Raw genomic sequence first — 19,162 nt, 5'->3', positions numbered from 1 at the left:
TATAAGTTTAATAATAAACTTATTTTTACAACAATTGATTGTTCATTCTGAAACTTTATACTAAATTAATCCAAATAAGAGTATCATATATTTATAAATAAATATTAATTTATATTGATGGAAAGGAATTGATATGTCTGATAATAAAGTTAAGAAAAATAATGGTATGCCTTCTTTCTTATCTGCTTTGATTGGAGCGATAGTTGGTGGTTTACTGGTTTACTTTTTGGCTGGCGGATTTTCTGCTAAGAATAACGATAAAAATGAAGCTGTAAGCCCTAGTCCACAAACTCAGAATGAAGATAAAGCTAGAGAAAAAAAGAAAAAAGAAGAAGTGGATAAGAGTTTGGGTAAATTAAATTCTAATGATAATGATACTTCTATGGAATCTTTGGTTGTAAAAAAATCAATTGATAGTGTAGTAGGAGTTACTACAATGTCTGAGGTTGTTCAACAAACTATATGGGGTCCACAATCTGGCTATGTTGAAGGTATAGGTTCTGGTTCTATTGTAAGTAGTGATGGTTATATTTTAACTAATTCTCACGTTGTAAGTGATGGAGATGCTAGTGAAATAAGTGTTTTATTTAACGATGGAACTACTACTCCTGCAAAGCTTGTATGGAATGACTCAACTTTAGATCTTGCTATTATAAAGGTAGAAAAAGATAATCTTCCTGTAATGGAACTTGCTGATAGTGATGAGGTTGGAGTTGGAGATAGGGTGGTAGCTATAGGTAACCCTCTAGGATTTGAGCTTCAATCTACTGTAACAAGTGGTATTATCTCAGGTCTTAATAGAACTGTAAGTTTTCAAACAGGAGCACAAATGGATGGGTTAATGCAAACTGATGCTGCAATTAACTCTGGTAACTCTGGTGGAGCATTACTAAATACACGAGGAGAGCAAATAGGTATTAACTCTGCTAAGGCTGGTAATAGTGATGGTATAGGATTTGCAATTCCTATAAATATTGTAAAGCCGGTAATTGAACAAATTAAAAAAACTGGTGAGTATAAGTCAGTGTACTTAGGAATTAATGGCCAATCGGTAAGTTATTTAGCTCAATTTCCTCAAGCTAAACTAGGTAATTTAGCTGATAAAGAAGGTGTTTATGTATTCTCTGATTTTGATAATAATGGAGTATTTAAACAAGGAGATATAATAACAGCTGTTGATGGAAATAAGGTAACGGATATGGCTAGTCTTAGAAAAATGTTATTAGGATACCAAGTTGGGGAAACTGCCCAAATAACCATAATAAGAGATGGAAAAGAAAAGAATATTGACTTTGAATTTAAAATAGATTCATCTAATGTAGATGAATATAAAAAGGCAAGTCCTGATAATAAAGTTGAGAATAATAAGGATAGTGATAAAGGTAAGTTAAGTCCATTCTTTAACCTACCATAATATAAACTAGAGCTTACAAAATTGTAGGCTCTTTTTATGTGAAAAAGTGTTATTAAATAATTCTAATGATTGATAAATAAGGGAAAATAAATGTCAAGGAAAAATCTTGACATGATTATAAAACCATTGTATAATGTATCGGTCAAGTAATTTTCTTGACGATAGACCTGTCTATTAATGGAACTTTTGTAAGAAACATTACTATAAAATCGGGGCAGGTAAGTAACCCTTATGAAAATATATTTAAGGGACAATTAAATCAATCCAGAAAAAAAGTGATCCCAATTGGTGATAATATGGAAAAAATTGTTAAAGTGGCCGAATTATTCGACATATATGGACCGCTTCTAAATGAAAAACAACGTGATGTTATAAATTGCTATTACAATGAAGATTTATCCTTGCAAGAGATAGCTGATAATAATGATAAGTCAAAACAAGCTATTTCAGATATGATGACTCGTTCAGTTGATAAATTATTTGAGTTTGAAGATGAGCTTTCTTTACTAAAGAAACAAGAGGAGCTCAAAGATGCTCTTATGAGTATAAGAGAGCTGATGGAAAGTTCAAATTATGAACAAGCAATTGAAAGAATAACACAAGAAATAGAAAAGATTTAGGGAGTGATGATATGGTGTTTGAAGGCCTATCTGATAGACTCCAAGAAACACTTGGAAAACTAACAGGAAAAGGAAAATTAACAGAAAAAGACATCGATGCTGCAATGCGAGAGATAAGACTTTCACTTCTTGAAGCTGATGTTAATTACAAAGTTGTAAAAGAATTTGTAAAAACAGTTAAAGAGAGATCGCTAGGCGCAGATGTAATGCAATCTCTATCTCCAGGTCAAATGGTAGTTAAGATAGTAAATGAAGAGCTAACCAATTTGATGGGAAAAGAGAATTCCAGATTAGACCTAAAGGGTAGCACACCTCATATGGTTATGATGGTTGGTCTCCAAGGCTCAGGTAAAACTACCCACTCTGGTAAACTTGTCCATATGTTAAAAAAAGAAAACAGAAATCCAATGCTCGCTGCCCTAGATATCTATAGACCAGCAGCTATCGAACAACTAAAAGTTGTTGGAAAAAGAGCGGACACATTTGTTTTTGAAGAGGGTAAACAGGATCCAGTAGTCACGGCTCAAAATGCTAAAAATTATGCAAGAGCAAATAATTATGACACAGTAATCCTCGATACAGCAGGACGTTTACAAATTGATGAAGATTTGATGGAAGAACTTCGAAGTATAAAAGAAGCTACTAAGCCTGATGAAATCCTACTTGTAGTAGATGCTATGACAGGTCAAGAGGCAGTTAACGTTGCTAAGACTTTCGATGAATATCTTGACATCACGGGTGTAATACTCACAAAGCTTGACGGTGATGCAAGAGGTGGAGCAGCACTATCAATTAGGCAAGTAGTAGGCAAGCCTATCAAATTTGTCGGTGTAGGTGAAAAATTAGAAGATCTAGAACCATTTTATCCAGACAGGATGGCAAATAGGATCCTGGGTATGGGTGATGTACTTTCTCTAATCGAAAAAGCCGAAGCTCAAATAGACATGCAAAATGCTAAAGAGCTAGAAGAAAAAATGAGAAATCAAACTTATACCCTAGATGATTTTATGGATCAGATAAAACAAATCCAAAATATGGGGCCGTTAGAAGACTTACTAGCAATGATTCCTGGAGTAAATAACAAAATGCTTAAACAAATCAATGTAGATGATTTAGGATTTCAAAAAATAGAAGCTCTTATCAATTCAATGACTAAACAAGAGCGTGAGAAACCAGAGATCATAGGTAAGAAGAGGAAAGAAAGAATTTCTAAGGGATCTGGAGTAGATGTAAGAGAATTAAATAAGCTCTTAAAGCAATTTAAAGAACTTAAAAAAATGATGAAACAAGTATCTAATATGAATCCAAAGGGTAAAAAAGGTAGAGGATTTAGGATGCCTAAATTACCATTTTAATCATATATAATATTTAGAAATTCATCAAAAGAAACGAATGAAAGGAAGAAGAAATGGCAGTAAAAATTAGATTAAAAAGAATGGGACAAAAGAAAAGACCATTCTATAGAGTTGTTGTAGCAGATTCAAGAAGCCCAAGAGATGGTAAATTCATTGAAGAAATTGGTTACTATAATCCAGTAAGCGAGCCAAAAGAGTTCAAAATAGACAATGAAAGAGCCAAATACTGGGTTGGTACAGGTGCAAAACCAACATCAATCGTTGAAAAACTTTTCAATGATAATGATGTCTTAGCTTAATATCATGAAAGAATTAGTAGAAGTAATAGTAAAAGAACTTGTAGAAGATAAAGAATCCGTTGAGATTGAAGAAACTCGCAATGATGGCGAAGTAAATATAATTATCCATGTAGCAGAAGCTGACAAAGGACGTGTAATAGGAGTAAGGGGCAATATAATAAATTCCATCCGTTCCATAGCAAGAGCAGCTGCTATAAAGGAAGATTGCAAGGTTAATATAAAAATATGAGAATAACAGTAGCAGAGATAGTAACTACACATGGCATCAATGGCAATCTTAAAGTGAAAAACTTAAGTGATAATGAAAAAAGATTTGAAAATGGGGAAAAGCTACTCATAGACAATGAAGAACTTACAGTAGAGTCCTCATTTGACCAAAAGGGTCTAAAAGTTATTAAATTTGAAGAATATGATAATATAAATGACGTTCTAAAATTTATAGGCAAAGATATAACTATTGAAGATAAAGATTTAGGAAAACTTCACGAAGATGAGTATTATGTTTTTCAATTAGAAGGACTTGATGTATACGATAATGGGCAAAAAGTCGGTACAATCAAGGAGGTAATAACAGGTGTATATCCAAATGATGTTTATGTTATAAAAACAGATAAAGATGAAGTTTACTTTCCAGCTTTAAATGCTACTGTAAAAAAAGTTGATTTAGAAAATGGATTTATAGAAATAGAAAACTTTAGTGACTATGAATAAAATAACCATTCTTACCCTATTTCCAGAAAGTTTTGAGTTTCTTAAAACTTATGGAGTCATAGGTAAGGCTATATCAAAAGGATTACTAGAATTAGAATTTGTAAATATTAGAGATTTTTCAAATGATAAGCACAATCATGTAGATGATACAGTTTATGGGGGAGCAGCAGGCATGCTTATGAAGCCAAAGCCTCTCTACGATGCCTTAATGTCTGTAAAAAAACCAAACTCTAAAGTAGCTTACATGTCAGCTACTGGTAGAGTATTAGATCAGAAATTAGCAATCAACTTAGCAGATATAGAGCATCTAATATTAATATGTGGTCACTATGAAGGCATAGATGCAAGAATAATAAACCACTATGTAGACTATGAAATATCTATAGGAGATTATGTGCTAACAGGAGGAGAAATTCCTGCTATGGTACTAATAGACTCCATGTCAAGATTTATAGATGGAGTAGTAGGTAAGGAAGAATCCCTAAAAACAGATTCCCATTACAATACATTATTGCAACAAGATGAATATACCAAGCCAAGAAATTTTAACGGCTACTTCGTGCCACATGAGTTGGTAAGCGGAGATCATAAGAAAATTGCAGCTTGGAATAAAAAGTCAGCAATAGAAAAAACAAAAAAAGTCAGACCAGATTTATATGAAAAATTCCTAAGAGAGGAGAATGAAAATGGACTTAATTAAAAAAATAGATCAAGAAAATTCACGTGAAGATCAATTCGATTTTAACGTAGGGGATACAGTTAGAATATCTTATAGAATCAAAGAAGGTGACAAAACTAGACTTCAAGACTTTGAAGGAACAGTTATCAAAATTAAAGAAGGTGGAATCAACAAATCATTCACACTTAGAAGAATTTCTTACGGTGTAGGTGTTGAAAGAACATTCCTTTATAATTCACCAAGAATTGAAAAACTTGTAGTAACAAGACACGGTAAAGTACGTCGTGCAAAACTTAACTACCTAAGAGATCGTCAAGGTAAGGCTACAAAAGTAAAAGAAAAAACAAATTATTAATATAAATGGGCTGTTGCAGAACTATGAATAATTATCGTCCTATCATTAAAAGATTCTTTTAGGAAATTTTTTATATAGCCTGCCGACTTATGGAGGTAAAATTTTCGTAGAGGTTCTTCTAATGATTTTGGGACTATTTATTCATGATGCAATAGTCCTTTTTTATTTGATAATTTAAATTAGTTGAAAGAACGAATGCGGATAAAACAAAGATCATGTGCTATGCATGTGGAACAATTTAGATTTAGTTTAAAGCCAAAAAATTCTCACTTGTAATATAATTATGATAACTACAGGCATAATTAAATAAGGATAATAAATTGGATAACGTAATTTATCGCATACAAAATGAAGATATAAATATCGCATAATACTTGCAGCAAAATTTAGAAGGCAAGAAATAAAATAGTATATACAAAATCAATTAAAAGAAATTTAATACACTGATTAAATAAGTATAAAAAATACGAAGATCCACTTATGAACAAGTTAGAAGTAAAATAAATAAAAAACTGCTTAATTAGTAGTTGGAACAGCGTTACGTATTGCCAAATACTTGGAATCCATACATAATAGAGACATTTATATTTGTATCTTATAGGCGATGTGCAAACTATCAGCTAAGATAGTAGTTTGGGTTACAACATATTTAATCTAGAAATTTCATTTTTAATATTATCTTCTAGGTAGGAGTCTAGAAATAAAAACTAGCTATAACCTGAATCAAACTTTGTCTAAAGATGGAAATAAAACATCTCCATTGAATATATATTCTCTCTTTATAAAAATTATCCTCCATACTAGAGGAAAGGTTTTTTCGCTTAAGAATTTTTGGTGAATTTGAAATAAAGCTTAGATAGCTTTTTAAATATTCCTTCTTTTTATTTTTTATTCATAATGTTCTCCTCACAAATATTTTGCTAACTAAATACTACTAAGTAGACAACAATTTTCTTTTCTTTAAAAAAATATTAATAAATGATACAATATTTTAAATAATGAAAAAGGGGAGATATTATGGGAAAAGATATTATAGCAGATCATGCAAGATGGCCAAGACTTGAAGATGAAATTTTCAAAGTAAGTGAAGAATGTAAAAGAGCAATAAAAGAAAAGGGAAGGGATAAGATTATAAATTCAACTCTTGGAACTTTGATAGATGATGATGGAAATCTAATTGCTTTTAATAGTGTATATGATACATTAAAAAACATGGATAAAAAATCAATAGCAAGCTATGGGGCAATTGAAGGTGATGAAGCTTATCTTGACTTATCAGTTGATAAGTGTTTTGGCCCTTATAAACCAAAAGCTTATATAAAAACTGTTGCAACTGCTGGAGGAACTGGAGCTGTAAGGCACAGTTTGTGGACATTCTTAAATCAGGGTGATTATGCAATTTGTCCGAATTGGTATTGGCCAGCTTATCTTACAATGTGTGAAGAATTTGACAGGAAATTTAAAACTTATGAATTTTTAGATGAGGACTTTAATTTCAATCTAGAAGAATTTACCAAAAGTTTAGACTTCGCTTTAGAGAAACGTGATAGAGTGGTTTGTATATTTAATTCTCCTGCCAATAATCCTACAGGTTTTAGCATAGAAGATTCTATGTGGGATAAGATACTTGATGTAATAAAGAATAGGGCAGTTGATGGGAAATACATCAATATTCTTCTTGATGTTGCCTATATAGAATTTGCAGGTGATGGATCTCAAAAGAAATTTTTCCAAAAATTTTCTTCCTTACCAGAAAATATTATAACAACAGTTGCCTATTCTATGAGTAAATCTTACACAGCTTACGGTTTAAGGGCTGGTGCTTGTATAATAATTTCATCAAATGAAGATATGGCAAATAGGGCCTTTGATTCAATGAAACATTCAAATAGAGCAAACTTGTCAAATATAACCCATGCTGGTATGAATATTTTAGTTGATATAGAAAATGATGAAGAAATGAAGAAGTCCTATGAAAATGAGCTTGAATTAAATAGGCTATTGCTTGAAAAAAGAGCTAAAGTTTTTGTAAAAAAGGCAAAGGAAATAGATCTTGTTCATCTTCCATATTTTGGAGGATTTTTCATATCAATTCCATGTAACAATCCAAAAGAAGTTGCAAAAAAATTAAAAGAAAAGGATATGTATATAGTTGCAAATAAAAATGGACTAAGATTTGCTGTTTGTGCAGTAAGTGAAGAAAAATGTAAGATTTCACCAGAACTTATAAAAGAAGCTATTGATGAAGTAAATAGATAAAAATAAAAACTCAAGCAAGATATTTTATATTTGCTTGAGTTTTTATAATTTTTACATATTTTTAATTAGTTCAAATAATTCAATGGCAGCAGCTTTTGGGCCTTCAAATTGCATATTTTCAAGTCCTAATTGAGTCCTTATTGTTCCTACCTTTACATTATTTTCAAATAAAGTTTCAAAGTATTGGTCTAATAATTTGTCACATTCTTTCATTTTTTGAACAGGTCCAAATGGATTTGCAAAATAAGTTTGAACAAGACCAGTTTCTGTTGTAGTTCCCTTGGCAAGCCTTGCTCCTCTTTTAAAGATTCTTAGAGCTTCTTTTTTCTCATCAAATATTTCTATTGAAGATTCATTGTCTAAAACCGCTGAGTAGTTATCAGCGTATAGGAAAAAGTCAACCTCATATCCCTTATTTATTTCTTCAAAACTTGCCACAGGCATTATAAGTCTTGAATTTACTTTGTCAGGATTCATAAAAATTGATCTGTCAATTTGCTTAAAGGCATAGCCAGCATCGAGATCGTCAAGTCTTACAAAAGCACCTATTTCTGTACCATAAGCATAAACTTTTTCATTCTTTATTCTAAATGATCCCATATCATCAAAGACTATGGTCATCTCTTTTATATAGTCTTTGGCAAGAGATCTAAAGGCTTCTATTGATTCGCTCTTTCCAGCTCCGCTATCACCAAGAATTACTATATTTACTGTTTTATTGTTTTGTAAAACTATTGAAAGACCAGCCCCATGTATTGGTAAATATCCCTTTTTTATATTTATTACATTGTTTAAGGTTAAAACCATTTTTTTCAAATAACCAAAATAGTCAATTTTATCGCTATAGGCAATATATCCAACATATAATTTATTTTCTTTATCATAATAGAAAGAATTTTTCCTATCACCTTTATCTTTTGGTCCATAAATATAAATGGCATCAGGAGTTCTTTCCTCTATTTCTTTAACATCTGCGAGTTCAAATAGGTTTGATGCTGAGACTTCATGAGTGAGAAGATCTCTATGAAAGAAAATATATATTAAATTATCTCCCACTTTTGCTGGATAGCAGAAGAAGTGTTTGTAATTTATATCTGTATCAAAAATTGGATTTTCATAAACTTCTTCAAATATTCCATCTCTTTTATTTGATTTAGTATAAGTGATATATGGAGTTTCAATCATAACTTTAGTTATAAAAGGAATTTTATTTAAATCTCCATAAATTTTTGGAAAGTCTTTATCAAAATATCTTATCATAATAGAAGCATCAGCTGCAGCAGGAACTTGTCTATAAACTTTTGGCCATTCTCCTATTATAGACATTTCAACTCTTCTGTAGGCTTGAAGGATCATATTCTTTAAATTTTCATTAATTTCAACAAAATTTACAACTCCAACTCCACGAGAATCTTTTTTTTGTTCTATTATTGAATATCTTTCAAGATTTCTCCAATAATTATAGAATTCCTCAACTATCTTTAATAGTCCGTCTTTTTCCTTATTTAGATTGTGATATTTGTTTATTTTCGATGAAACTTCGTCAATATTCATGACGGTAAGTAGCTTGAAAATATCAACTAATTCTTTTGAAAGAGAGTCTACAGAGGAATTAATAAAAAATTGTTCTATATATGTGTATACTCTTGATGATTCTTTTTTATGATAATTTATAAATGATTTTGTTAATTCAAGGAAAGAATCGCTATTTAAAAGCTCATTGACATCATTAAAAAATTGTTCTGATAAATTTAAGATAGCTTTATTTCCTGTAATTGAAAATTCTTTACTCATTTTGTTCTCCATTCTTTCTTCTTTTCTAATTTTATTGATAATTTTTATTAATTGTATATCAAAACTTGGTTAAAAACAAGGATAATAAAATGCTATTTAAATAAAAATTTATCATATTAGTATTTTAAACCGTTTATATTATAGTTTTTATCTACTCCTTATCTTAACTACTTTAAATTTATTCATTACTTTTCATAAATCTAATTTTCCGAAATATCATTATAATATATAAAATATCGATGACTATTATAGCTAGTAGTGGTATATCCTTAATTATATCTGTAAAGGTATTTAAAAAGTAATTTGATATTAAAAACATTATAGTCAGGCTGCTCCATAAGATGGCGTTTTTATCATAAGTATATATAGATCCAATTAATATTAGTACAAAAATTATTAATAAAAATTTAGCGTATGTTTTTGTCATTTCTGTCTCCTATTTTAACTTTTAGTAGGTAATTACATAACAATAATATATAATCAGTATAATGATTATTCAACTTTATTCAAATTCTTATATTAAATATACAAACTAGCTCTTTCTAGATAAAAAACAACATATTATGTATAATATATCTAGAAAATAAGGAGATAGTTATGGCAATGAATATAAATTGGTATCCTGGTCATATGAAAAAGACCAAGGAAGAAATCGCAAATAATCTTAAGCTAGTGGATATAGTTTTAGAGATTATAGATGCTAGAATACCAGAATCTAGCAGAAATCCAATGATAGATGAAATTATAGGCAATAAGCCACGTATGATTATAATGAATAAGTCAGATTTGGCTGACAAAGATATAAATAGAAAATGGATAAAAAAATTTAAAGAAGAAGGCATCCCAGCTACTACTATGAATTCTAAGGAAAAGATTAATGTTTCTAGAATTTATGATCTAGCTAAGACAGAGCTAGCTGATAAGTTTGCGAGAAATGAGTCAAAAAATATAGAAAACTCTGTCATCCGTATGATGATTGTAGGAGTACCTAATGCTGGCAAGTCAACCTTTATAAACAATGTAGCAAAAAGAAAGTCTGCAAATGTAGGAAACAGGCCTGGAGTTACAAAGACTAAACAATGGATAAAAACTGGAGCTAATATAGAGCTCTTAGATACTCCAGGAGTTTTGTGGCCAAAATTTGATGAAAAGACAGGCCTAAACCTATCCTATACTCATGCTATAAAAGATGAAATTTTAAATGTAGAAGATTTGACATTGAAATTTTTGGAAGATCTTCAAAAAACTTATCCTGAAAGTTTGACCGAAAGATATGGCGTAGATCCAGCAAATCCAGCCTTAGAAATCTATGAGGATATAGCTAGAAAGCGCGGAGCTGTGACTAAGGGTGGAGACTTTGACTATACAAGAACAGCAAATATAATTTTGACAGATTTTAGATCTGGTAAACTAGGAAGAATTAGTTTAGAGCGACCATGAAATATTCTTTATACAATGATGAAATAAGAAAAGAAATATACGAAAATTACGAGCATATATCAGGTATTGATGAAGTAGGAAGAGGGCCTTTGGCTGGACCTGTTGTAACTTGTGCAGTTATCATGAAAAAGGATTCTAACATAGATGGAATTACCGATTCAAAAAAACTTACCCGTCCTAAGATGCTTAAACTAAAAGAGCAGATACTAGAAGATGCTCTTGATATTTCATATGGTTATGCTAATAATAGGGTAATTGATGAGATTAATATCAGACAAGCAACATTAAAAGCTATGAAAAATGCTGTGGATAGCCTATCTATAATACCAGATATTTTATTGATTGATGCCGAAAGGATAGATTCTAATATTCCACAGTTAAATATTGTAAAAGGAGATCTTAATGAATATGCGATCTCATGTGCATCTATACTTGCTAAGGTTAGAAGAGATGATATTATGATTAACTTTGCGAAAATATATCCTCACTATTCTTTTGATACAAATATGGGCTATGGTACAAAAAAGCATTATGATGGAATTGATAACTATGGCATTACTTCTATCCATAGAAAAACTTTTCTTAAAAAATACTATGCAAGGCAGGAAAGTTTTCTATGACGGAAAAAAGAAGAATTGGAGATACAGGGGAGGAGATAATTTATAATTATCTTTTAGAAAGAAATTATCAAATTCTAGGGCGCAATTATTCTAAGCCTTATGGAGAGATAGATATAATCGCCCTAAAAGATGGCGTAGTATGTTTTGTAGAAGTTAAGACTCGTAAGTCTGTTAAGTATGGGTATCCAAGAGAAGCTGTTAATTACTATAAGCAACAGAGAATAATAAAAGCAAGCCAAACATATTTAATAGAGAATAAGCTTGCTGATTGTATAATAAGATTTGATGTGGCAGAAGTTTTTACTGAAAGTAGAAAGATAAATTATATTGAAAATGCATTTTAAATTAAGTCCAAGAGAAACTATTTTATACTTAAACTATATATATTTAGATAATAGAATTATCCTATTGATATGGGAGACAATAGGTTTTGATGGATTTTTTGAAAAATCTAGAGATCAATTAGACTTTTTAGATGATAAGATTTATAGGAAAATATTTAATGATGAAAATCTAGAAGGCTTTAAATATTATAATGAAAAAGTAAATAAATTTGGCTATGATTATGTGACAATGCTTGATGAGTACTATCCACATAATCTAAGGTACATAGAAGATAGACCAGCCTTATTATTTTATAAAGGAGATCTAGATTATGAAAAAGATAGAAATTCTATAGCCTTTGTAGGAGCTAGAAAGTGTACTGATTATGGTAAGTGGGCTTGCAAGAATTTAACTGAAGGTATAGCTAATAGCGGGATAACTACGGTGTCAGGCCTTGCTTATGGGATAGATGCTATGTGTCACAAGTCGACTCTAGAAGTTTCGGGAAGGACTATTGGAGTAATAGGATGTGGTATAGATAAGATTTATCCTAAACAAAATAGAAATTTATATGAACAACTTGAAGAAAGAGGTCTAATTTTATCAGAATTTCCTTTAGGAACTGATCCTAGGAGTTTTAACTTTCCTAGACGTAATAGGATAATATCAGGTATCTCACTTGCTACAGTGGTTATAGAAGCCAAGGAAAAATCAGGTACTATGATAACTACTAGATGTGCTTTAGATCAAGGTAAGGAAGTTTTTGCAATTCCTGGTAATATCAATTCTATTTATTCTAAGGGTACTAATAAACTTATTCAAGAAGGCAGTAAGCTTATAACCTGTGCTGATGATATTTTAGAAGAATTAGATTACCTTTTAGAATTTAGTGAAATAAAAAATGAAATAGATTATTCTAGCCTTGAAAAAGATGAGCTAAATATAGTAAAGTATATCGAGGAAAACCCAAATTCCACAGCGGATATTTTATCAGCTAATTTGAATATAAATATAGACGAAATTAACTATCTCTTAACATCACTTGAGTTAAGAGATTTTATAGAAAATATTGGAAATAATGAATTTACAGTAAAGAGGTGATTAGTTGGCTAAAAATTTAGTAATAGTAGAGTCTCCAACTAAAGCAAAGTCAATAGGAAAGATGTTAGGTAGCAATTATAAAGTAAGAGCTACTGTAGGACATTTAAGAGATTTACCAAAGTCAAAATTTGGTGTAGATATTAAAAATAATTTTGAACCTGAGTATATAAAAGTAAGGGGAAAGGCCAAAACTATAAATGAACTTAAAAAAGAAGCAGAAAAGGCTGACAAGGTATATCTTGCAACTGACCCTGATAGGGAAGGAGAGGCCATCAGCTGGCATTTAGAATACCTACTGGGTCTAGATCCAAATGAAAAGAATCGTGTTGAATTTCACGAAATTACTAAGGATAATGTAAAAAATGCTATCAAGAATCCTAGGACAATTGATCAAAATCTCGTTGACGCCCAACAAGCAAGACGTGTTATGGATAGGATAGTAGGTTATGAGATAAGTCCTATATTATGGAAAAGAGTAAAATCTGGTCTATCAGCAGGTCGTGTCCAATCAGTTGCACTTATGCTTATAGTGGATAAACAAAAGGAAATAGATGCATTTGTTCCAGAAGAATATTGGACTATTACAGCTGACCATGAGATAGATAAGCTTAAATTTGTGTCAGAATTTTATGGAAGTACTAGTAAGAAAATGAAAATATCCAATGAAGCTGGTGCTAAAAAGGTCTTAGACAAAGTTGATAAAAATAACTTTAAGGTAGTTGAAATTAAAAAGAGCAAAAAATCCCGTAAGCCACCAAAACCTTATACTACTTCAACACTTCAACAAGATGCATCCAATAAATTAGGGTATTCAACAAAATTTACTATGCAGCTTGCTCAACAATTATTTGAAGGTATAGAACTTGGCTATGATGGGTCTGTAGGCCTTATTTCCTACATGAGAACTGATGCTACTAGAATCAGCCAAGAGATAGTAAAAGAGTCCTTATCATATATAAATGAAAAATATGGCAAAGAATATGCATCTAAGGGTAATACTCATGGGGCAAAGAAGAAGGGAAGTCAAGATGCCCACGAAGCAATCAGACCAACATCCATATATAGAGATCCTATATCAGTTAAGCAATACTTAACAGATCAACAATATAAGCTTTATAAGCTAATATGGACAAGGGTTGTTCAATCTCAAATGACAAACTACGAGTACCTATCAACCACAATCAATTTTGATAACAATGGTTTAATCTTTAGGTCCAATGGTAAGATAACAACCTTTGAAGGTTTTAATAAGATAAGTGGAGGACTAGAGAATGAAAACATCCTCCCAGAACTTAAAGATGGAGATGTAATATCAGCTAGTGAAATTAAGAAAGCTCAACATTTTACTAATCCTCCAGCAAGGTACACAGAAGCAAGTCTAGTAAAAGTCTTGGAAGAATTTGGTATAGGACGTCCATCAACATATTCTGCAACAATAAATCAAATAGTAAATAGAAATTATATAGAGTTTGAAGGTAGGTCAATATATCCAACAGAACTTGGTATTACTGTAAATAACTTTTTGCAAGAAAACTTTGATGATATAATAAATGTTGAATTTACAGCAGAAATGGAAGATCAATTAGATAAAATAGCGGAGCATAAGGTTTATTGGAAAGATGTATTATCAAGCTTTTATAAAGGCTTTGAGAAAGACATGACTAGTGTTAAAAAAGATAATACAGACTATAAGGTAAAAGATAAAGTGCTAGATGAGAAGTGCCCAAAATGTGGGCATGCCTTAGCTATCAAACATGGAAGAAATGGTAAGTTTATAGGTTGCACTAATTTTCCAGACTGTGACTTTACTAAATCTATAGTGAAAACAACAGGAGTTGACTGTCCAAAGTGTAAGGATGGAGAGATAATAGAGAAAGTAAGCAAAAAAGGTAAGAGATTCTATGCTTGTAATAATTATCCGGATTGTGACTACGCAGTATGGGACCCACCAACAGGAGAAAAATGTCCAGAATGTGGTGACCTTCTAGTCCATAAGAAGAATAGAAAAGTCGATGAGATTAGGTGTGCTAACTGTGGATATATAAAAGAGAAAAAGAGATGAGTTTTTGCTCATCTCTTTTATATTGGCTAGAATCTTGTATCTAATTTTGTTATTATAAAGTATCTTAGGATTTGACTTAATAATAGCAGTACTAGGACAAAGCAAATATTGTCAATATATAGAATATTTATTATATTTCCATTAATAAAAAGTGCAAAGGCAAATACTATACCTAATAGCGATCCTGTAACAGGAGTTACCTTTAATATGTATGCAATAGTTGACCCTATTAGAGATACACTGGATATACCTATTACGAAGCTTATAACAAAATTTGGATCTAAAACTTTTCCAAGTTGTTCTAAGGTATCCATTTTTACATTTGATAATATTAGTCTGTTAAATATATACATAAAAAGACCAGTAACAGTAAAAATAATAATATCTTTCAAAATTAAGCCAATAGCGATATCAGATCTTTTGTTTCCTAGTTTATTTGCTATAGGATAGGTATCGCTGATAGAATAAGCTTGGCCTAGGGCTAAGGTAACACCAATACAAAATAACATCATTACTACAAGAATAATTTGTAAAAATTCTCCGTAACTAATGCCCTCTCTACCCATTACTATTTTTGCTAAAAATAATGAAAGAAAGCCTATACCTATTAATAAACCTACTATGGCTCCACTAAAGTTTTTGATATTTTCTTTTAGATCTGCTTTTAAAACACGAATTGCTCCTGACATTTTATGCCTCCTTGTTTAATGCTATAAATAGTTCTTGCAAACTCATAGGTGAAACTGATGCACATGACTTTAGCTTTAAATACTCATCATATGTAAAATCATCATAAACCATAACTACCAATTGGTTACCAATCTTTTTATAATTTAGGATATTCTTATTATCTAATAGATTTACATTAGCTTGATCAATTGTTATAATATAGGACTTTTCTTCTAGAGCTTCAACTGGATCGTTTAATGTAACTTTTGTATCAGTAAGAAATACTATATCAGTAACAATCTTTTCTATATCTGATAGGATATGTGATGATATCATAATTAAAGACTCATCAAGGTTTTGATATTCTAGGAGTTTTCTATAAAACTTATCACGATTAATCTCATCTAAACCATTGGTAGGTTCATCTAAAAAAATTATTTTAGCACCACTTGAAAGACCTATAATACTTTTATATAAAGCTTGGTTACCATAGGATAACTTTCTATATTTTATTTTTTCATTTAATTTAAACATAGACATCAGCTCTTCATACCTACTTTGGTTAAAGTTAGGTGATAGCATAGAAAATGTAGAAGTAAGAGATTTCAGCTTACTAGGACTTTCGTATTCTCCTATAAAACCATCGTTTATTATAGCTAAATTTTCCTTGAAATTTTTATCTTTTTTTATATTAGTTCCATTATAATAAATCTCACCTTGATAATTTATAATCTGATCACTTAGAATCTTCATGAGGGTAGTTTTACCGACACCATTCCTACCTATAAGGCCATATATGCGATTATCTTTTAAATCAAGGCTTATATTATCCAAGACAATATTTTTATCATATGATTTGCTAACATTCTTTAACCTAATCATCTGCTGACTCCTTTTCGTATAGTTTTTCTATTTCCTTTAATAATTCCTCTTTACCAATACCTAATAGCTGCATATTTTTTATAAGATCTGGTAGTATATTATTTATGTATTCCTTTTTTCTCTTATTTTCTATTATCATTTTTGCATCTTCTGTAACAAACATCCCCATACCTCTCTTTTTTATAAGTATTCCTTCATCTACTAAAATATTAAGTCCCTTCCTAGCTGTTGCAGGATTAATTCCGTATACATTTGAGAATTCTGTTGTAGAAGGGGATTGGTCATTTGCTTTAAGCACCCCATTCAGTATTTGATTTTCTACTATTTCTGCTACTTGTTCAAATATCAATTTATTGGAATCCATTCATACATCCTCCTTACTAGTTAGTTGCTTGAGTAATTAACTATCTTATGCTTATTATAGCATTTAAAATTTTAAAGTCAAAAATTTTGTAAAAAAAATAGAACCACATAGTGTGGTTCTAAGAAATGTATTATTATATGATTGTTACTCTATCATCGTTAGAGTGTGCATTTTCATTATGATATCCATCAAGTTCACTTGTACAGTGAGGACATCTTGTTGCTTCTACTGGAATTTCTGATTTACAGTATGGGCATTCTTTACTTGTATCATCTTCACTAGCATCATTATTGTGTCTATTAAATGCTTTAACAATTGAGAACATTACTAAGGATATGATTAAGAATGTGATAATAGCATTAATTAGATTACCAAACATTAGTTTTGCTCCACCAATTGTTACATAGAGGTCTGAAAAATCTACTCCTGCTGTAAGACCTGTAATGATTGGCATTAATAAGTCTTCTACAACTGAATTAACTATAGCTGTAAAAGCAGTACCCATAATAATACCTACTGCCATATCTAGAACATTTCCTTTGGCAATAAATTCCTTAAATTCTTTTATCATAATTTTTCCTTTCTATTGTAATTGGAATTATAGAAAATATAATTCATAATTATATTACTCTCACATAAAGAGTTTGACAAATTTTGTCATGGGAAATTGAAAATATCTAAATTTTAGTCAAATAAATTTATGAATTTATTGATATTAATAATATGTTAAGATAAATACTATAATAACAAAGTTGACTTGTGTAGATTATTTTACTATTATAAATTAATAGAGGTATTTATGAAAAATTTACTTGTTGATGATGAATTTTATGCAAAAATAAAAAATTACGCTGTATTTATACCAACGATTGAAGTTGATGGTAAAGATCATATTTTACTTGAGGTTAGAAGTCAACATATTGCTCAACCTGGAGAGGTAAGCTTTCCAGGAGGCAGAGTTGAGCCAGGAGAAGAGTTTAAAGATGCTGCTATAAGAGAAACTATGGAAGAGCTTCTTTTAGATCGTAAAGATATTGAATATCAAGGTTATTCTTCTATGATATTAAGTTCTACCTATAGTCATATTAAAGCATTTTATGGAAGGATTAATAAAAATATAGAAGAAATAAAGTATAATGAAGAAGTAGCATCAATATTTGCAGTAGATGTTGATTATTTCAAGAAAAATGAACCAATAATGTATAGAGCCCCTTATGAGATGGTCTTTCCTGAGGATTTTCCTTTTGATAAAATTCCTAATGGTAAAGATTATGAATTTGTAACAGGATTTCATGATATGTATTTTTACGATACAAATCCAGTTATTTGGGGACTTACAGCAAAATTACTTAAAAATTATATAGGAAGCTTAGATTAAGATGAGAAATGATATAAGTAATAAACTCATAGATTATGCGCAAAAAAATAATACTATTGAATCCATGTTTTATATAAAAAATGAAAACTATAATTCATTTTATAAGGTTTATTCTGTAGTAAACGATATTATTATAGGCAAACTTGAAGATGAATTTGTAGGGCTATTCGATGATGTTATTCTTGTTAATAGGACTAAAGATGAGTTTAATTTCGAAAAGGCAAAGATACCATATACAAATATTAATATTTATAAAAAAGATAATTCAAAGATAAGTGAAAGTATTATTTCAAGTGAGTATGCAGATGGATTTATAAAAACCTTACCAAATAATATAGAATTTATTTACAATAAACCTGGCTTTGAAAGGCTAGATGTAAATAAAAATTTTAAATATGATAGACCAAAGGAATATGAATTAATATCTACCATTAGAAATTTTTTTGCTAGTGCAATAGAAGTTTCTATGTATGTCAACGAAAAAGATGAGATAGCAGCTTCTTTAAAGATGGAAGAGTTAAGGTCATATCTTGTAAGTGTGATTAATTTTTATATAAGAGAAAAATACTCTTACACTAAAGATATGGGTTATGATGGTCAAAATTTAAAGAGTACTTTAGAATTAGATGTTAAGGAAGATTACTTATTAAGTTACCATCATGAAGATTTTATGGATATATATAATTCTTTATTTAGATCTTGTGTATTATTTAGAAATCTTGCAATGGGATTGTGTGATACTAATGGATTTGCATATCCTAGACAAATTGATGTAGAAGCTATGAAGCTTCTAAGGAGCAATTATAAAAAGCTCGAATCTTTCTTAAGTTAGGGGC

General features: G+C 30.3%; 22 protein-coding genes. 16 read left to right on the top strand and 6 right to left on the bottom strand.

The genetic code is table 11. The features are described from left to right. Positions 1–133 precede the first annotated feature (133 nt). From ABXG81_RS06370 to ABXG81_RS06330, 9 genes are all read left to right on the top strand, one after another. Positions 134–1,414, top strand: coding sequence for a trypsin-like peptidase domain-containing protein (locus ABXG81_RS06370; RefSeq protein WP_117521177.1), 1,281 nt, complete (start codon positions 134–136; stop codon positions 1,412–1,414). 296 nt (positions 1,415–1,710) lie between these two features. After that, positions 1,711–2,034 (top strand): YlxM family DNA-binding protein, encoded by a 324-nt coding sequence (gene ylxM / locus ABXG81_RS06365; protein ID WP_117521179.1) that lies wholly within the window; start codon positions 1,711–1,713, stop codon positions 2,032–2,034. Between the two features lie 11 nt (positions 2,035–2,045). Continuing rightward, positions 2,046–3,389 carry a signal recognition particle protein gene (gene ffh, locus ABXG81_RS06360; protein ID WP_117521181.1) on the top strand — a complete coding sequence of 448 codons (1,344 nt, stop codon included), beginning with the start codon at positions 2,046–2,048 and terminating at the stop codon, positions 3,387–3,389. A gap of 53 nt (positions 3,390–3,442) precedes the next feature. Then, positions 3,443–3,688 carry a 30S ribosomal protein S16 gene (gene rpsP / locus ABXG81_RS06355; RefSeq protein WP_101540903.1) on the top strand — a complete coding sequence of 82 codons (246 nt, stop codon included), beginning with the start codon at positions 3,443–3,445 and terminating at the stop codon, positions 3,686–3,688. A gap of 4 nt (positions 3,689–3,692) precedes the next feature. Continuing rightward, the gene (locus ABXG81_RS06350) at positions 3,693–3,917 is read left to right on the top strand and encodes a KH domain-containing protein (protein WP_117521183.1); all 225 of its coding nucleotides are present in this window, start codon (positions 3,693–3,695) and stop codon (positions 3,915–3,917) included. Then, positions 3,914–4,399, top strand: coding sequence for a ribosome maturation factor RimM (gene rimM / locus ABXG81_RS06345; RefSeq protein WP_353528568.1), 486 nt, complete (start codon positions 3,914–3,916; stop codon positions 4,397–4,399). Before ABXG81_RS06350 ends, rimM begins: the two co-directional genes overlap by 4 nt. After that, on the top strand, positions 4,392–5,099 hold the full coding sequence (trmD, locus tag ABXG81_RS06340; RefSeq protein WP_288222854.1) for a tRNA (guanosine(37)-N1)-methyltransferase TrmD: 708 nt from the start codon (positions 4,392–4,394) through the stop codon (positions 5,097–5,099). The genes rimM and trmD overlap by 8 nt, the downstream gene beginning before the upstream one ends. Then, entirely contained in the window at positions 5,086–5,433 is a 348-nt protein-coding gene (rplS, locus tag ABXG81_RS06335; RefSeq protein ID WP_117521189.1) for a 50S ribosomal protein L19, read from the top strand. Before trmD ends, rplS begins: the two co-directional genes overlap by 14 nt. 1,017 nt (positions 5,434–6,450) lie before the next feature. Continuing rightward, entirely contained in the window at positions 6,451–7,692 is a 1,242-nt protein-coding gene (locus tag ABXG81_RS06330; protein WP_353528567.1) for an aminotransferase class I/II-fold pyridoxal phosphate-dependent enzyme, read from the top strand. A 51-nt stretch (positions 7,693–7,743) separates the two neighbouring features. On the opposite strand, the gene ABXG81_RS06325 is transcribed toward ABXG81_RS06330, so the two are convergent. Continuing rightward, complete coding sequence (locus ABXG81_RS06325) at positions 7,744–9,486, bottom strand: phosphoenolpyruvate carboxykinase (protein ID WP_353528566.1); 1,743 nt, start codon at positions 9,484–9,486, stop codon at positions 7,744–7,746. Positions 9,487–9,664: 178 nt separating this feature from the next. Next, complete coding sequence (locus ABXG81_RS06320; protein ID WP_353528565.1) at positions 9,665–9,913, bottom strand: hypothetical protein; 249 nt, start codon at positions 9,911–9,913, stop codon at positions 9,665–9,667. A 176-nt stretch (positions 9,914–10,089) separates the two neighbouring features. Here ABXG81_RS06320 and ylqF point away from each other — a divergent pair, with 176 nt between their 5' ends. The 5 genes from ylqF to topA are packed head-to-tail and all read left to right on the top strand — an operon-like array spanning position 10,090 to position 15,033. After that, positions 10,090–10,926 (top strand): ribosome biogenesis GTPase YlqF, encoded by an 837-nt coding sequence (ylqF, locus tag ABXG81_RS06315; RefSeq protein ID WP_117521703.1) that lies wholly within the window; start codon positions 10,090–10,092, stop codon positions 10,924–10,926. Continuing rightward, the gene (locus ABXG81_RS06310) at positions 10,923–11,546 is read left to right on the top strand and encodes a ribonuclease HII (RefSeq protein ID WP_117521198.1); all 624 of its coding nucleotides are present in this window, start codon (positions 10,923–10,925) and stop codon (positions 11,544–11,546) included. Before ylqF ends, ABXG81_RS06310 begins: the two co-directional genes overlap by 4 nt. Next, entirely contained in the window at positions 11,543–11,890 is a 348-nt protein-coding gene (locus tag ABXG81_RS06305; RefSeq protein ID WP_117521200.1) for a YraN family protein, read from the top strand. Before ABXG81_RS06310 ends, ABXG81_RS06305 begins: the two co-directional genes overlap by 4 nt. After that, positions 11,880–12,971, top strand: coding sequence for a DNA-processing protein DprA (gene dprA / locus ABXG81_RS06300; RefSeq protein WP_353529245.1), 1,092 nt, complete (start codon positions 11,880–11,882; stop codon positions 12,969–12,971). The genes ABXG81_RS06305 and dprA overlap by 11 nt, the downstream gene beginning before the upstream one ends. 4 nt (positions 12,972–12,975) lie before the next feature. Beyond that, entirely contained in the window at positions 12,976–15,033 is a 2,058-nt protein-coding gene (gene topA, locus ABXG81_RS06295; RefSeq protein ID WP_117521202.1) for a type I DNA topoisomerase, read from the top strand. Between the two features lie 26 nt (positions 15,034–15,059). Here topA and ABXG81_RS06290 read toward each other — a convergent pair whose 3' ends face one another. The 4 genes from ABXG81_RS06290 to mscL form a co-directional block, all read right to left on the bottom strand. Next, on the bottom strand, positions 15,060–15,722 hold the full coding sequence (locus tag ABXG81_RS06290; protein WP_353528564.1) for a hypothetical protein: 663 nt from the start codon (positions 15,720–15,722) through the stop codon (positions 15,060–15,062). A gap of 1 nt (position 15,723) precedes the next feature. After that, the gene (locus ABXG81_RS06285; RefSeq protein ID WP_353528562.1) at positions 15,724–16,584 is read right to left on the bottom strand and encodes an ABC transporter ATP-binding protein; all 861 of its coding nucleotides are present in this window, start codon (positions 16,582–16,584) and stop codon (positions 15,724–15,726) included. Further along, positions 16,577–16,948 (bottom strand): GntR family transcriptional regulator, encoded by a 372-nt coding sequence (locus ABXG81_RS06280; RefSeq protein ID WP_316115899.1) that lies wholly within the window; start codon positions 16,946–16,948, stop codon positions 16,577–16,579. Before ABXG81_RS06280 ends, ABXG81_RS06285 begins: the two co-directional genes overlap by 8 nt. Before the next feature lie 133 nt (positions 16,949–17,081). Then, positions 17,082–17,519 carry a large conductance mechanosensitive channel protein MscL gene (gene mscL / locus ABXG81_RS06275; RefSeq protein WP_353528560.1) on the bottom strand — a complete coding sequence of 146 codons (438 nt, stop codon included), beginning with the start codon at positions 17,517–17,519 and terminating at the stop codon, positions 17,082–17,084. 228 nt (positions 17,520–17,747) lie between these two features. On the opposite strand from mscL, the gene ABXG81_RS06270 reads away from it, so the two are divergent. Both ABXG81_RS06270 and ABXG81_RS06265 read left to right on the top strand, forming a co-directional pair. Continuing rightward, positions 17,748–18,326, top strand: a complete 579-nt coding sequence (locus tag ABXG81_RS06270) for a CoA pyrophosphatase (RefSeq protein ID WP_117521214.1) — start codon at positions 17,748–17,750, stop codon at positions 18,324–18,326. Position 18,327: 1 nt separating this feature from the next. Next, positions 18,328–19,158, top strand: coding sequence for an aminoglycoside 6-adenylyltransferase (locus ABXG81_RS06265; RefSeq protein WP_117521216.1), 831 nt, complete (start codon positions 18,328–18,330; stop codon positions 19,156–19,158). Positions 19,159–19,162 lie beyond the last annotated feature (4 nt).

Origin of the sequence: Anaerococcus nagyae (genome assembly GCF_040364225.1) — a bacterium.
GTDB classification, from domain to species: domain Bacteria; phylum Bacillota; class Clostridia; order Tissierellales; family Peptoniphilaceae; genus Anaerococcus; species Anaerococcus nagyae.
The sequence above is the reverse complement of the archived record's forward strand: the minus strand, read 5'-3'. Positions and strand labels throughout refer to the sequence as shown.

Excerpts from the sequence above, each read along its gene's own strand:
- ABXG81_RS06325 (WP_353528566.1), bottom strand. The coding sequence starts at position 9,486 with ATGAGTAAAGAATTTTCAATTACAGGAAATAAAGCTATCTTAAATTTA.
- mscL (WP_353528560.1), bottom strand. The coding sequence starts at position 17,519 with ATGATAAAAGAATTTAAGGAATTTATTGCCAAAGGAAATGTTCTAGAT.
- ffh (WP_117521181.1), top strand. The coding sequence starts at position 2,046 with ATGGTGTTTGAAGGCCTATCTGATAGACTCCAAGAAACACTTGGAAAA.
- ABXG81_RS06265 (WP_117521216.1), top strand. The coding sequence starts at position 18,328 with ATGAGAAATGATATAAGTAATAAACTCATAGATTATGCGCAAAAAAAT.
- ABXG81_RS06285 (WP_353528562.1), bottom strand. The coding sequence starts at position 16,584 with ATGATTAGGTTAAAGAATGTTAGCAAATCATATGATAAAAATATTGTC.
- ABXG81_RS06330 (WP_353528567.1), top strand. The coding sequence starts at position 6,451 with ATGGGAAAAGATATTATAGCAGATCATGCAAGATGGCCAAGACTTGAA.
- rplS (WP_117521189.1), top strand. The coding sequence starts at position 5,086 with ATGGACTTAATTAAAAAAATAGATCAAGAAAATTCACGTGAAGATCAA.
- trmD (WP_288222854.1), top strand. The coding sequence starts at position 4,392 with ATGAATAAAATAACCATTCTTACCCTATTTCCAGAAAGTTTTGAGTTT.
- ABXG81_RS06305 (WP_117521200.1), top strand. The coding sequence starts at position 11,543 with ATGACGGAAAAAAGAAGAATTGGAGATACAGGGGAGGAGATAATTTAT.
- dprA (WP_353529245.1), top strand. The coding sequence starts at position 11,880 with ATGCATTTTAAATTAAGTCCAAGAGAAACTATTTTATACTTAAACTAT.
- ABXG81_RS06350 (WP_117521183.1), top strand. The coding sequence starts at position 3,693 with ATGAAAGAATTAGTAGAAGTAATAGTAAAAGAACTTGTAGAAGATAAA.
- ABXG81_RS06290 (WP_353528564.1), bottom strand. The coding sequence starts at position 15,722 with ATGTCAGGAGCAATTCGTGTTTTAAAAGCAGATCTAAAAGAAAATATC.
- ylqF (WP_117521703.1), top strand. The coding sequence starts at position 10,090 with ATGAATATAAATTGGTATCCTGGTCATATGAAAAAGACCAAGGAAGAA.
- ABXG81_RS06310 (WP_117521198.1), top strand. The coding sequence starts at position 10,923 with ATGAAATATTCTTTATACAATGATGAAATAAGAAAAGAAATATACGAA.
- rimM (WP_353528568.1), top strand. The coding sequence starts at position 3,914 with ATGAGAATAACAGTAGCAGAGATAGTAACTACACATGGCATCAATGGC.
- ABXG81_RS06270 (WP_117521214.1), top strand. The coding sequence starts at position 17,748 with ATGAAAAATTTACTTGTTGATGATGAATTTTATGCAAAAATAAAAAAT.
- ABXG81_RS06320 (WP_353528565.1), bottom strand. The coding sequence starts at position 9,913 with ATGACAAAAACATACGCTAAATTTTTATTAATAATTTTTGTACTAATA.
- rpsP (WP_101540903.1), top strand. The coding sequence starts at position 3,443 with ATGGCAGTAAAAATTAGATTAAAAAGAATGGGACAAAAGAAAAGACCA.
- ABXG81_RS06280 (WP_316115899.1), bottom strand. The coding sequence starts at position 16,948 with ATGGATTCCAATAAATTGATATTTGAACAAGTAGCAGAAATAGTAGAA.
- ABXG81_RS06370 (WP_117521177.1), top strand. The coding sequence starts at position 134 with ATGTCTGATAATAAAGTTAAGAAAAATAATGGTATGCCTTCTTTCTTA.
- ylxM (WP_117521179.1), top strand. The coding sequence starts at position 1,711 with ATGGAAAAAATTGTTAAAGTGGCCGAATTATTCGACATATATGGACCG.